At 71.3% G+C, this 13,079-nt stretch carries 10 protein-coding genes and 2 pseudogenes; 2 read left to right on the forward strand and 10 right to left on the reverse strand.

Features of this window, described 5'->3' with window-relative positions:
- Positions 1-214 precede the first annotated feature (214 nt).
- The 8 genes and pseudogenes from ACU6P3_RS10980 to ACU6P3_RS11015 form a co-directional block, all read right to left on the reverse strand.
- On the reverse strand, positions 215-1,549 hold the full coding sequence (locus ACU6P3_RS10980; RefSeq protein ID WP_447196956.1) for a DegT/DnrJ/EryC1/StrS family aminotransferase: 1,335 nt from the start codon (positions 1,547-1,549) through the stop codon (positions 215-217).
- Positions 1,537-2,709, reverse strand: coding sequence for an NAD-dependent epimerase/dehydratase family protein (locus ACU6P3_RS10985; RefSeq protein WP_447196957.1), 1,173 nt, complete (start codon positions 2,707-2,709; stop codon positions 1,537-1,539). The genes ACU6P3_RS10980 and ACU6P3_RS10985 overlap by 13 nt, the downstream gene beginning before the upstream one ends.
- Positions 2,710-2,884: 175 nt before the next feature.
- Positions 2,885-3,283: pseudogene (locus ACU6P3_RS10990) on the reverse strand (DUF4291 family protein); the annotation flags it as partial.
- Positions 3,284-3,336: 53 nt separating this feature from the next.
- Complete coding sequence (tnpB, locus tag ACU6P3_RS10995) at positions 3,337-4,794, reverse strand: IS607 family element RNA-guided endonuclease TnpB (protein WP_447196958.1); 1,458 nt, start codon at positions 4,792-4,794, stop codon at positions 3,337-3,339.
- On the reverse strand, positions 4,791-5,375 hold the full coding sequence (locus tag ACU6P3_RS11000; RefSeq protein ID WP_447196959.1) for an IS607 family transposase: 585 nt from the start codon (positions 5,373-5,375) through the stop codon (positions 4,791-4,793). The genes tnpB and ACU6P3_RS11000 overlap by 4 nt, the downstream gene beginning before the upstream one ends.
- A gap of 70 nt (positions 5,376-5,445) precedes the next feature.
- A pseudogene (locus ACU6P3_RS11005) lies at positions 5,446-5,637 on the reverse strand (DUF4291 family protein); the annotation flags it as partial.
- Between the two features lie 78 nt (positions 5,638-5,715).
- The gene (locus tag ACU6P3_RS11010; protein ID WP_447196960.1) at positions 5,716-5,931 is read right to left on the reverse strand and encodes a DUF397 domain-containing protein; all 216 of its coding nucleotides are present in this window, start codon (positions 5,929-5,931) and stop codon (positions 5,716-5,718) included.
- Positions 5,915-6,754 carry a helix-turn-helix domain-containing protein gene (locus tag ACU6P3_RS11015; protein WP_447196961.1) on the reverse strand — a complete coding sequence of 280 codons (840 nt, stop codon included), beginning with the start codon at positions 6,752-6,754 and terminating at the stop codon, positions 5,915-5,917. The genes ACU6P3_RS11010 and ACU6P3_RS11015 overlap by 17 nt, the downstream gene beginning before the upstream one ends.
- A gap of 293 nt (positions 6,755-7,047) precedes the next feature.
- On the opposite strand from ACU6P3_RS11015, the gene ACU6P3_RS11020 reads away from it, so the two are divergent.
- Together ACU6P3_RS11020 and ACU6P3_RS11025 are read left to right on the forward strand one after the other, a co-directional pair.
- On the forward strand, positions 7,048-7,464 hold the full coding sequence (locus ACU6P3_RS11020; protein WP_447196962.1) for an ATP-binding protein: 417 nt from the start codon (positions 7,048-7,050) through the stop codon (positions 7,462-7,464).
- Between the two features lie 191 nt (positions 7,465-7,655).
- Positions 7,656-9,323, forward strand: a complete 1,668-nt coding sequence (locus ACU6P3_RS11025) for a discoidin domain-containing protein (protein ID WP_447196963.1) — start codon at positions 7,656-7,658, stop codon at positions 9,321-9,323.
- Positions 9,324-9,332: 9 nt separating this feature from the next.
- On the opposite strand, the gene asnB is transcribed toward ACU6P3_RS11025, so the two are convergent.
- Entirely contained in the window at positions 9,333-11,183 is a 1,851-nt protein-coding gene (asnB, locus tag ACU6P3_RS11030; protein WP_447196964.1) for an asparagine synthase (glutamine-hydrolyzing), read from the reverse strand.
- A 374-nt stretch (positions 11,184-11,557) separates the two neighbouring features.
- Complete coding sequence (locus ACU6P3_RS11035) at positions 11,558-13,057, reverse strand: CoA-acylating methylmalonate-semialdehyde dehydrogenase (protein ID WP_447196965.1); 1,500 nt, start codon at positions 13,055-13,057, stop codon at positions 11,558-11,560.
- Positions 13,058-13,079: the final 22 nt, after the last annotated feature.

Raw genomic sequence — 13,079 nt, forward strand, 5'->3', positions numbered from 1 at the left:
CCAGATCCCTCTGAAGTCTCGGCTCCGGCTCCGTCCGGTGTCCTGGAACCGGCCGAACGGCACACGGACGTGGGAAGGCGCGGACACGGAAGGGGGAGCGTGAAGGGTCGCCCCTTCCGTCACACGGTCAGGTCACGCGCCCCTTTCGCACGCACGCGCCCTCTTCGCACGCCCCGACGCGCGTCACGCGGCCCCGTGATCGTCGTACGCCCTGTCACGCGGCCCCTTGATCGTCGTACGCCCCGTCACGCGCCAAGCCGCGTGCGAGCGCCACGACCGCGTCGCGCTCCTCGACCAGCACCTTGTGGAACACCTCGGCGAACAGCCGCATGGTGCCCTCGTCGTTCGGCGGCCCGAGCGAGCTGAAGCTCTGGCCGAGGACCAGCCGCCGCCGGCAGATCTCCTCCGCCACCGGGTACTCCTCGGCCCGGTACCGGTGCCCTGGTCGCGCGTGACCGCAGGTCCACGGGCAGCCGCGCCCGTAACCACGCATCTCCTGGAACAGCGTCTGCGCGGGCACCGGCCGCGGCTGCCAGCGCATGATGCCGAGCCCTTCGGCGTTCACCGCGCGCTCGACGGCGTCACGGAAGGCCGCCACCGGCACGTCCGACTCGGCCAGCCCCAGCTCCTCCGGCGCGACGAGCAGGGGATAGAAGAAGTAGACGTGGGTCAGCCCGTCGGGCACCACCGGCGGCCTGATGCCCGGGACGCCCGCCAGCGCGGCGGTCAGCGCGGCGCCGTTGGCGCGCCGTACGCGCGACATCTCGGGCAGCCGGCCGAGCTGCGAGCGTGCGAAGGCGGCGGCGAGGACGTCGATCCGGTAGTTCCAGCCCATGATGCGGGCGTTGTAGTCGCGCCCCTGACCGGACAGTTCCTCTCCGAACATCAGGACCCGGCGCGCGAGCCGGTGTTCGTCGGGGTCGCGCGTCGCGAACAGCCCGCCTTCGCCGAGGGCCGACAAGCACTTCGAGCCGTTCAGACTGGCCGCGCTCAGCGTGCCGAGCGCGCCCGCCGGCCGTCCGTGGTACGTGGCGCCGTGCGCCTGCGCGGCGTCCTCGATCAGGGCCAGGCCGTGCCGGTCCGCGATCCGGCGCAGCGGATCGTACGGGGCGGGCAGGCCGTTGAGGTCCACGGCGACGATCGCGCGCGTACGGTCGGTGATCCGCTCCTCGACCCGGGCGGGATCGAGGTTGAACGTCTCGATGTCGGTGTCCACGAAGACCGGTACGGCATTGGCCTGGAGCACACAGGAGGCGGAGGCGAGAAAGGTGTCGGCGGGTACCAGCACCTCGTCGCCGGGCTCGACCCCGGCGGCGGAGACAGCCATGTGGAGGGCGGCGGTGCCGGAGTTGGCGGCGAGGACGTAGGGCATGCCGGTGAAGTCGGCCCAGGCCGCCTCCAGTTCCTCGACGGCGGCCATGGGCCAGTGCCAGGGCGTCGCCCGGTCGAGCGCGCCGAGCACGGCCGTCCGGTCCTCGTCGCGTATCCAGGGCCAGGGGGCGACGGCGCCCTCGGGGATGACAGGGCGGCCGCCGGTCAGCGCGAGCACGCCGGCACCCCGTCCGTACCGTGCGCGTCACGCCGCGCCGCACGTTCCGCCTCGTACGGTACCCCGGGCCGGGCCTCACGCCGGTCCTCGGTCCGGGCCTCGCGCACGACGGGGCGCAGCCTCCGCCCGCGTACGCGCGGCTCCCTGCGGAAGGCGGCTCGTACGGACGGGAGTTCCGGGTACGGGCCGAGCTCCGCCGCGAGCGCGGCGAGCCCCGCCTCCAGGGTGACCCGTGGCGCGAAGCCGAGCGCGGACAGCTTCGCGATGTCCGCGACCAGGGCGAAACTGTCCGCCAGGCTGCGGTCGTCTGCCTCCAGCCGGGCGGGCCGGCCCGTGGCGTCGGCGACGGCGGCGGCCAGGGCCCGCATGGACAGCTCCGTACCGCTGCCGATGTTGTAGATCTCGCCCTCCGCCCCGCGGACGGCCAGCGTGACGAGCGCGCGGCACACGTCGTGGACGTGGACGAAGTCCCGCGTCTTGCGGTCGATGTCGCCGACGACCGGGATCGGCCGTTCGTTGAGCTGCCACCGCAGGAACTGGGACACCTCGCCCCCGGCCCGGCGCGGGTCCTCCCCCGGCCCGTAGATCACGAAGGAGCGGCCGATCACGACGGGCAGCCCGGCCGTACGGTGCAGGCTGAGCAGCGCGAACTCACCGGCGAGCTTGGACGCGCCGTACGGCAGGAAGGGCCCGGTCGGGTGGCTCTCGCCGATCGGCGTGTGCACGGGGGTGCCGTACACGATGGCGGAGGAGAGGAAGACGAGGCGTGGCACGCCGAGTTCGAGGGCGGCGTTGCCCACATTGCTGGTGGCGAGCGCGTTGAGGTGGAAGTCGAGCCGGGGATTCTCGACGGAGAGGTTCCCGCTGGCGTTGCCGGCCAGGTGGAAGACGGTGTCGGCGCCTTCGAGGGCGAGCAGGGTCTCGCCGTAGTCCCGCAGGTCGGCCCGTACGTAGCGGACACCGGGCAGCGCGGCGACGTCCTGGCCGAGCGGCGCGTGATCGACGACGGTGACCTTCGTACCGGCACGCGCCAGGGCCGCGACGAGGTGACGGCCGACGAAGCCGGAGCCGCCGGTGACGACGACCTCCGCGAGATCTTCCGCCTCTTGGATGTCCGGCGGCGGCGCCGGAGAAGCTGAGGTGCCCGGTGCATGGCTCACGGCCGCTCCCCGGTAGGTGGTGTGCTCGTGCCGGTCGCGGCACTCGCCACCGACCAGCGTGACCCGAGGGCCGGGCCGTCCGGGCGGAACCCGCCTCATGGTCCGAAAACAGCGCGGGAATCGCCCGTTTCCGGCCTCGCCGGGTGGCGTTCCGGCCTCGCCGGGTGGCGGGGGCCTACGGCTCCGGGTAGTCGCTCTCCCGGGGCAACAGCGACGCGGCCTCGGCCAGTTCACTCGGCCCGCCCACGCGTACGAGCCCATGGATCCGGCGCGCGAGCGGCGTCACGTCGGTCACGGAGACGATCCACTCGTCCGCGTACCGCCGCGCGGCCTCGCCGGAGAGACCGAGCTGGAGCGAGCGGTACGGCAACGCGTTCAACCGCAGATCACGCTCCGGGTCCCACTGCACGCGCACGGGCGAGTGCCGCAACTCCCGCCGCCAGGCCTCCCGGTCGGCGTGCACGCCCGGATCGTAATGCGACAGACACGCCCGTCCGACGGCCCAGTCGAAGCCCTCCCGGCCGATCTCGACGGCGAGCACGGTCTCCTGGCCTTCCTTGGTCCCGTTGCCGAGACCGTAGTCAGGTCTCAGCATTCCGGGTATTTCTGCCCGGAAGGTCCGTCACATCACCAGAGCGTCAACGGCTCGGCTTGAGTACGGTCTCTCGTTTCTGTCTGCCGCTGGTGCGGCAGGGTTGCGCCACCTGCCCGCCCCGCGCTCGCCTTGCGGCGGGGGCGGGTGGCGCGGGTCTTCTGGTCGGCTCCACGAGGCTTCGACACCGCCGGGGCGGTGTCCTGGTCTCCGGCCACTCCGGTACCAGTTACTACGGCTGCCGCGAGAGCGGCGAGGTTGAGTGCGGCGTTGTCGTCCCGGTCGATGACCAGGTGGCAGGCGTCGCATTTGTAGGTCCGGATGTGCAGCGGCAGCTTGGCTTTCACTACGCCGCACCCGGAACAGGTCTTGGAGGAGGGGTACCAGCGGTTGGCGACCACGAGGCGGGTGGCGTGGCGCCGGCTGGTCTTGTAGGCGAGCTGGCGGCGGATCTCGCCGAATCCGGCGTCGGCGATCCGGCGGGCGAGGCGCCGGTTGCGGAGCATGCCGGCGACGTTGAGGTCTTCCACCACGACGGTGCCGTGCTCGGCGGCCACGGCGGTGGTGAGCTTGTGCAGGGCGTCTTCGCGGAGGTTCGCCACCCGGTGATGCACCTTGTTGCGGGCGGCGTTGGCCTTCTGCCACCGCTTCGACGGCTTCCGTCCGGTGCGCCGGTCCGGTCCCTGTCTGCGGGACACGATGCGGGAGGCGCGGCGCAGTCGCCTGCGCGCGGCGTCGTAGTGCCCGGGATTCGCGACGGTGCGGATTTCGCCGGTGCTGTCGGCCAGGACCGCGAGGGTCTTCACCCCGAGGTCGATCCCGACCGCCACGTCCGGCCGCGCCACGCGTTCCAGGTCGCGTTTCACCTCGGCCTGCAAGGACACGAACCAGCGTCCCCGCTCGTGGCGGACGGTCGCGGAAAGGATCCGGGCCGTCCCGGCCTGGACGCGGGCGAGGAGCCCGGCGGTGGGCTCGTGGGTGCGCAGCGTGCCCAGCCTCGGCAGCGTCACATGCCGGCCATCCCGCTCGACGCGGATCGTGCCGGTCGTGAAGCGGCAGGACAGGCGCGCCTTCCGCTTCGACTTGAAACGCGGCATACCGACTCGCTTGCCCTTGCGCTGTCCGCGCTTGGACTTCGCATAGTTGTCGAACGCGGCGGCGGCGTTCGCGAGGCCGGTGGAGTACGCCTCCTTGGAGTTGTCCTCCCACCAGGCGGCGAACCGCGGGTCGGTGTGCTTGCCTTCGTTGAACGCCTTCCGCAGGGCGGGCAGCGACCACGGCCGCCACTGCGTCAGCTGCTCCTCGACGATCCCGTACGACTCCTCGGCCTTGCGCTGCCACCACGACGCCCCGACCCAGGCGACCGCCCAGTTGTACGCGGCACGGGCGGCGCCGCAGTGCGAGCGCAGCGCGGCCTCCTGGGCGGCGTTCGGGTCCAGAGCGAACCGGAACGCCTGCACCACAAAACCGGGCTGCGCCTGGAACTTCTTCACTCGGCGGCCTCGCCGGTCGCCACGGCCACCGCGCGGGCGGCGCGGTTCTTCGCCGCCCGCCGCCCGTACAGGCGGGCGCACATAGACGTGAGCACCTCGGTGATGTCCCGCACCAGGTCGTCAGCGGTCTCAGTGGGGTCGAGGACGACCAGGCGCCGCCCGGACGCCGACAGCACGGCTTCGAGATGCTCGACGCCGAACCGGGCCAGCCGGTCACGGCGCTCGACCACGATCACCGCCGTCTGCGGGTCGGACAGTAGGCGGTGCAGCTTGCGGCGCCGTCCGTTCAGCCCCGAGCCGACCTCGGTGACGACCTCGGCGACAGCCAGGCCGAGCCCGTTCGCGCCGGCCACGACCCGGGCGGCCTGCCGCTCAAGGTCGGCCTTCTGCTCGGCGGACGACACGCGGCAGTACGCCACCACCCGCCCTGAGGTCGCAGAGACGGCCGGAGCGGGCTCAGCGACCAGCCACGTCCCGGACGGCGCCTGGCGGACCGGAACGGGCATCTTCCCGTCCTTCACCCATCGCCAGGCGGTCTGGTAGCTCACGCCCTGCTGCCGTGCCCACTCCGAAAGCTTCACAAGGCCAAGATATTCGAAATGAACGACTAGAAGTGACTATGAATGACTAGAAAATCTGTAGCAGCTTTCACCCCCATCCGCAGCAGTACATCATCCACAGGAACGACGGCTTGACCCACGTCATCCGATCCCGCTTCCACGCCGCCGGGAACCGCCCGTCGCGCGCGGCGGGAAGCCCGATGGCGGGCGGGTACGCCTGGTGGACGGTGATGGTGGACGCGGTGTGCACGGCCCGGATCCGACGCGATGAGATGTCCTGCATACGGCCACCCTGCTGCGCGGGGACCGCGTCGGGCCACCGAATAAACGTGCGGGCGGCACCGCCACGCGTCCGGACCGGTCAGGCGGACAGGCCCCCGACCCTGACCGCACCGACGAACGCCGCCCAGTCCGTCGCCCGGAAGACAAGGGCCGGACCATGCGGCACCTTGCTGTCACGGACCGGAATGCCGGAGGGGTAGCCGTCCGACACCTCGACGCAACCGCCGTCCCCGTTGTCGCTGTAACTGGACTTACGCCAGGTGACCAGTGCGGATGCGTCAGGAATCGTCATCATCTTCATACTCTTTCAGGTATCCGCGGATAAGGTCGACGGACTCATCATCCGTCAGAGCCATCGAACGCGCCAGATCGAAGAGTTCGATCAACTCGACCACCTTCTTCGGCGCATCCACCCCTTCACCGGACTTGAAGCTCTCGACCAAGGCGATCGTTCCGCCGTCCTTCAAGGTCATGAGGGTCAGGCTGCCTCCCAGCATGGGATGGGCCCCCTTGCTGAACGGCAGCACTTGCAGCGTCGTACGTGGCCGAGCGGCGGCGCACAGAAGGTGCCTCATCTGCCCTGCCATACACACGGAACCGCCCATGGGCCGCCTCAGCGCCGCTTCGTCAACGATTGCCCAGTAAGGAAATGGCTCCGAACGCTCGAAGATCCGTTGTCGGGCCATACGCACAGTGACCAGCCCGCTCAGCCCGTCCTCCGCTTCCCCGGGCAGTGATTTCCGGAACAGCGCGTGCGCGTAGCCGGGAGTCTGAAGCAGCCCGGGCACCAAGCTGCTCGTGAAGACTTGAATTCGTTCAGCCTCCGGCTCCTTCTTGAGAAATTTGCGACTGTAGTCGGCCACCAAAGAGTCGTGCGCCATCTCCAACAGATCGACCAGAACTCCATCCGTGTCGAAGAATTCATCCAGCATGTTCACCAGCGCCTCGGAGGGAAGCTGAGAACCTAATTCCACCCGCCCCAGATAACTGTGCGAGTAGCCCCCGACCCTTTCCGACAACTGCCGGAGAGACAGCCCCTTCCGCTCTCGCAGCCTGCGCACTCGCATCGCCAAGCGTAAGCGCGGTGTGAGCTTGCCGCCTTCATTGTTCAGCTCCATTACGGTCGAACCTTCTTTCGTGCTGTCGGCTGTCTCCAAAGGAGGTTTGGTGACAGTTCGGATATGTCTTCCACGGCCACCGGCCGTTGAGATTGGTGACTACTAGCGCACAAAAGAACCACCGCGCGCAAGCCCCTCCCCTGCAATCGCCGTTACCGGCACAGGGTTTGGCCAACGCTTGTGAGGAGCGTCAACATGAACAACCTCTTCTCCCGTTTCTTCGTCATGCCGCTCAACGGATTAATCCAGGAGAAGCGGCGTGCCGCACACCACGCGGCGAACGGCACCCGGTGATGCGGGAGTCCGACGGCAACCGGGCCGTCGTGCTGCGCTGGACCCGGCATCCGCGCTGCGTGAGCCTCGCGCGTCTGGAGTTGCGCAAGGCGCTCGCCGAGTGGGGGTTGTCGGCGCTGGAGGACTCGGCCGTGCTGGTCCTCTCGGAACTGCTCACCAACGCGGCTCGGCACGCACGGGTCTCGCCGGGGCGGCGGATCGAGACGCGTTACCTGCCGGTCCCCGACGGTCTCCGTATCGAGGTGCACGACGCATCCGCCGAACGCCCCGTGCGACGTACACCGGACGAGGACGCGTGTGACGGGCGGGGGCTGATGCTGGTGGCCGCGCTCGCCGACGCGTGGGGCGCCGACGACAGGGACGGGCCGGGCAAGGTCGTGTGGGCGACGCTGTCCCTTCCGGACGCCGTCCCGTGAACCGACGGTGACCCGTGACGACGTGCCGGAACGGGGGCCTGGTGGCCAACGCCCCGTGTGCATGGGCGCGTTGGCCGTACGCGGTCACGCCGCCGGATTGTCAGTGGGGCCCGGTAGCTTCCTCACATCGGCGGAACCGCGCTGCGCGGCCTTCTGTCGGTCACCACTGGACGACACCTTGAGGAACAGAGATGGAACCGGTCTTCGCGGACTTCTCCACCACCCCGGCCCGACTGTCGAACGCCGTCGTCGGCCACCACCGGTGCGGGGTCGCCCCCTCACACCTCGCGCTGGGCGCGGGCGGTTACGTCAAGCTCGACTTCTCGACGGGCCGGGAGGAGAAGAGCTTCGAGGCCGTCGTCACCGTGACGGCCCTCGGCGCGAGCGTCCCCATGGACGTCCTGCTCAACGGCGCGCTGGTGGCGGAGCGGCTCGCGGTGCCCGCGGCGTACGGGGTGTCCGGGGGCGAGGGCCGGGACGTGTCCCAGGAGACCGTCCTGTCGGTTCCCGAGGGCGTGCTGACGCCGGGCGACAACATCCTGACCATACGCTGCCCCGCCGACGAGGAGGGGATCCTGCGGCTGACCGCGGTCACCGTGGACCCGGCCCGGGACAGCGGTGGGGCGCGGCGCGCGCTGGAGGCCAGGGCGAGCCGCCGGTCGGTCTTCGCGTTCAGCACCGAGCGGCGCGCGCCGGGCACGACCGCCTGGCAGCCCGCGCCCCGGCTGCTCGTCCACCTCGACCGGGGCGACCGGGCCGTCCCGGCGCACCTCGGCTGGCGTACGGCCGACGGTGCGGAGGCGGCGATCGGGCTCCGCGAGGACCTGTCCGGCTTCCACGGGCACTACCGGGCCGCCGACGGCGCCATGGGCGAGTTCCGTGGCGCCCTCGCGGACCGCTGGGCCTACCCCGAGGGCACCGCCGGCGCGCCGCTGCACCGGTTCTCCACGGAGGAGGGCCGGGACGGCGACTGGCGCCCGGCCGGGGAGCTGCGGCTGCTGCTCGACGACGGCGGTGCACCGGTGGAGCGGGTGTCCTGGAGCGACCGGCGCGGCAACGCGGCCTCGGTGACCGTGCGCGCCGCCGACGCCGAGCCGGGCGGACCGGGCGGACCGGGCGGACCGGGCGGACCGGCCGGTTCGGGCGGACCCGCACCGACCACCGTCGACGAACTGCTCGACATCACCGACACGGTCACCGACGTCGAGGCGAGCGACGAGTTCGAGATGATGGGCGAGGTCGCGAGCAACCTGCTCCGCAAGGCTCACAACAAGTGGCTGGCGCACGACGACACCCCCGAGCTGGACTTCACCCTCCGGCAGCCTGCCGCCGTCGTGGGGTACCAGCTGACCTCGGCCAACGACTTCCCGGACCGGGACCCGCGGGCCTGGGACCTCCAGGGCTCGCACGACGGCAGTACGTGGACGACGCTGGACTCCCGCTCGGGCGAGCGCTTCAAACACCGCCACGAGACGAAGGACTTCACCTTCGCCAACGCCACGGCCTACCGCCGCTACCGCCTGCTCGTCACGCGGAACGGCGGCTCGAACGAGACCCAGCTCTCCCGGGTCCAGTTCTTCACCCGCGGCGGCGCGGCGACCGACTCCGCCGACGCCCCCGCGTCCGACTTCATCGGCTACTACGCGCCGGCCGGCGGCTCGCCCGTCGGATACCGGGGTACGACCGTGCCCGGCCCCGAGTCCGACGCGGGGCAGCAGCCGGGCGGGCCGCGTGAGCAGCTGCTCGCCGGGGAGCTGGGCGAGACGGCCCAGGGCCTGGACAACGCGGCCCGGCTCATAGGCAAGCTGGCGGAGTACCTGCGGACCGACGCGTCCGCCGCGGGCCGCCGGGGCGACTGACGGCACGTCTCAGGACAGCACCAGCTCCGGCTCGTACATCTCCAGCCAGAGCGCCAGATCCAGCGCACGCTCCAGACCGCGCCTCGACGCCGTCGTGACCTGGGGGCTCTCCCGTTCCGCCAGTCGCCGCAGGGCCGCCGGGTCCACCAGGTCGAAGACGGGGTGGGCGGGACGCGCCAGCAGGTCCTTGGCGTGGTTCTGGAGCGCGATCGCGTACTTCGGGTCCTGCGTCGTCGGGTACGGGCTCTTGACCCGGTCGTACACCGACTTCGGCAGTACGTCCGCCGTCGCCTCGCGCAGCAGGCTCTTCTCCCGGCCGTCGAAGGACTTGAGCGACCACGGCGCGTTGTACACGTACTCGACCAGCCGGTGGTCGCAGAAGGGGACCCGGACCTCCAGGCCCACCGCCATGCTCATGCGGTCCTTGCGGTCCAGCAGGATGCGGACGAAGCGCGTCAGGTGCAGATGGGAGATCACGCGCATGCGGTACTCGAAGTCGCTCTCGCCGCCGAGCCGTTCGACGCCGGCGACCGCCGTGGCGTAGCTGTCGCGCAGGAAGGAGGGGATGTCCAGGGCCGTGTTCAGCTCGGGGCGCAGGACCTCCGCCTCGTCGACGTACCTCTCGTACTGCACCAGCCAGGGGAACGTCCGCGCCCGCCGCGCCTCCTCGTCGAAGAACTGGAGGTACCCGCCGAAGACCTCGTCCGCCGACTCACCGGACAGCGCGACCGTCGAGTGCTCCCGGATCGCCCGGAAGAGCAGGTACAGCGACGCGTCCATGTCGCCGAGACCCATCGGGATGTCCCGGGCCCTGATCACCCTGGCGCGGACCGACGGATCGGCCAGCGCGTCGGTGTCCAGGACGATGTCCTGGTGGTCCGTGCCGGCGGTCTTCGCCACGTCGTGCACGAACGGCGCGTCCGGGGTCGTACGGAGCCGGTCCGCGACGAAGTGCTCCGCCTGCCCCACGAAGTCGACGGCGAAGCTGCGGACCCGCTCCCCCGTGAGGGCCAGCTGACGCGCCGCCAGCGCGGTCAGCGCGGAGGAGTCGAGGCCGCCGGACAGGAGAACACAGCGGGGTACGTCGGCGACGAGCTGGCGGCGCACGATGTCGTCCAGCAGGGTGCGGACCCGGGCCACCGAGGCGTCCCGGTCGTCGCCGTGCGGCCGGGTCTCCAGCGACCAGTAGACGCTCCGGCGCGGGCCGTGCCGGTCCACGGTCACCACCGTCCCCGGCTCGACCTCGCGCATGCCGTCCCACACGGCGTGTCCGGGTGTCTTGACGAAGGCCGCCAGCTCGCGCAGCCCGTCCAGCGCGACCCGTGGCCGGGCGAGCGGGTGGGCGAGGATCGCCTTGGGCTCGGAGCCGAACAGGACGCCGTCACCGGTCGGGTGGTAGTAGAGCGGTTTGATGCCCATCCGGTCGCGGACCATCACCAGTTTCTGGTCCCGGCCGTCCCAGACGGCGAAGGCGTACATGCCGTTGAGCCGCTCGGCGACGGACTCGCCCCACTCCAGGTAGCCGTGGAGCACCACCTCGGTGTCGGAGTCGGTGGTGAACCGGTGTCCCCGGCCGGTCAGTTCGCGGCGCAGCTCGGCGAAGTTGTACGTCTCCCCCGAGTAGACGAGCGCGAGCGGGCCGCGCGGCGTCCCGAGCGTCATCGGCTGGCGTCCGCCGGGCAGGTCGATGATGGCCAGGCGGCGGTGCCCGAGCCCGGCGGGGCCGTCGGCCCAGGTACCGGAGTCGTCCGGGCCCCGGCAGGACATCGTCTCCGTCATCGCGTCCAGGGTCGCGGACGCGGTACGCGGGTCACGGCCGAAGGAGAGGTCGAAGGAGACCCAGCCGGTGATGCCGCACATCTTTGTCCTCCTGCCTCCGGTCCGGCCGGGCCACCGGAGCGAATCAGTCACGGCCGGCGACCTGGGCACCGGCGCGACGCGTACGACTGCGTCCGGTCAACGCGTGCGTCGTGCCGTCGGTCACGGGGTCGGGTGAATCCGCCCGTCGGTGGCCGGTCGTTTCGGGACACGACGAACGGCGGCGGACACGACGAACGGCGGCGGCCCGTACGACGTCAGGTCGTCGTACGGGCCGCCGCCGCTCAGCAGTGCCGCTGTCCCTCGCCAGTGCCGCCGCCGCTCGCCAGTGCCGCGTCAGCCCGGGCTTCCCCGGTCGGTGGCCCGGCTGCCGGGCCCATGGGCCGTGGGCTCTCGGCCGCGGGCCCGTGGCCCCGTCAGTGGTTGCGCGGGAATCCCAGGTCCACGCCCGCCGGTGCCTCCGAGGGGTCCGGCCAGCGGGTGGTGACGACCTTGCCGCGCGTGTAGAAGTGCACCCCGTCGTTGCCGTAGATGTGGTGGTCGCCGAAGAGCGAGTCCTTCCAGCCGCCGAAGGAGTGGTAGCCGACGGGCACCGGGATCGGCACGTTCACCCCGACCATCCCTGCCTCGACCTCCAGCTGGAAGCGGCGGGCCGCACCGCCGTCGCGGGTGAAGACGGCCGTGCCGTTGCCGTACGGCGAGGCGTTGATCAGGGCCACCCCGTCCTCGTACGTCGCGGCGCGCAGCACGACCAGCACCGGGCCGAAGATCTCGTCGCGGTACGCGTCGGAATCCGTGGAGACCTTGTCGAGCAGGGACAGGCCGATCCAGTGGCCGTCCTCGTAGCCCTCGACCGTGTGTCCCGTACCGTCCAGGACGACCTCGGCGCCCTGGGCCGCCGCGCCCGTGACGTAGGAGGCGACCTTGTCGCGGTGGGCCTTGGTGATCAGCGGGCCCATCTCGGACTCCGGGTCGGTGCCGGGACCGATCCTGATCTTCTCGGCGCGCTCGCGGATCTTGGCGACCAGTTCGTCCCCCGTCGACCCCACGGCGACGACGGCCGAGATGGCCATGCAGCGCTCACCGGCCGACCCGTACGCGGCCGAGACCGCCGCGTCCGCCGCCGCGTCGAGGTCCGCGTCGGGCAGGACCAGCATGTGGTTCTTGGCGCCGCCGAGCGCCTGGACGCGCTTGCCGTGGGCGGTGGCCGTCGCGTGGATGTGGCGGGCGACGGGGGTCGATCCGACGAACGAGACCGCGGCCACGTCCGGGTGCGCGAGCAGCGTGTCCACCGCGACCTTGTCGCCGTGCACGACGTTGAGCACGCCGTCGGGCAGCCCTGCCTCGGCCGCCAGTTCCGCCAGCAGGTTGGCCGCCGACGGGTCCTTCTCGCTGGGCTTGAGCACGAAGGTGTTGCCGCAGGCGATGGCCAGCGGGAACATCCACATCGGCACCATCGCCGGGAAGTTGAACGGCGTGATGCCCGCGACCACGCCGAGCGGCTGCCGGATCGCCGCGACATCCACCCGGCCGGCGACCTGCGTGGACAGCTCGCCCTTGAGCTGGGTGGTGATCCCGCAGGCCAGCTCGACGATCTCCAGCCCGCGCGCGACCTCGCCGAGCGCGTCGGAGTGCACCTTGCCGTGCTCCGCCGTAATCAGCGCGGCGATGTCGTCACGGCGCGTGTCGAGCAGCGCGCGGTAGCGGAAGAGGACGGCGGTGCGCTGGGCGAGGGACGAGGTCCGCCAGGTGGTGTACGCGGCCTTCGCGGCGGCGACCGCGCTGTCCACCTCCTCGGCGGAGGCCAGCGCGACCTGGGTGGTGACGGCGCCGGTGGCCGGGTCGGTGACCGGGCCCCAGTCGCCCGACGTGCCCTCGACGGTCTTGCCGCCGATCCAGTGGTGGACGGTCTTCATCGCGTACTCCCTCACAGGTGAC

Source organism: Streptomyces hebeiensis (assembly GCF_052983195.1).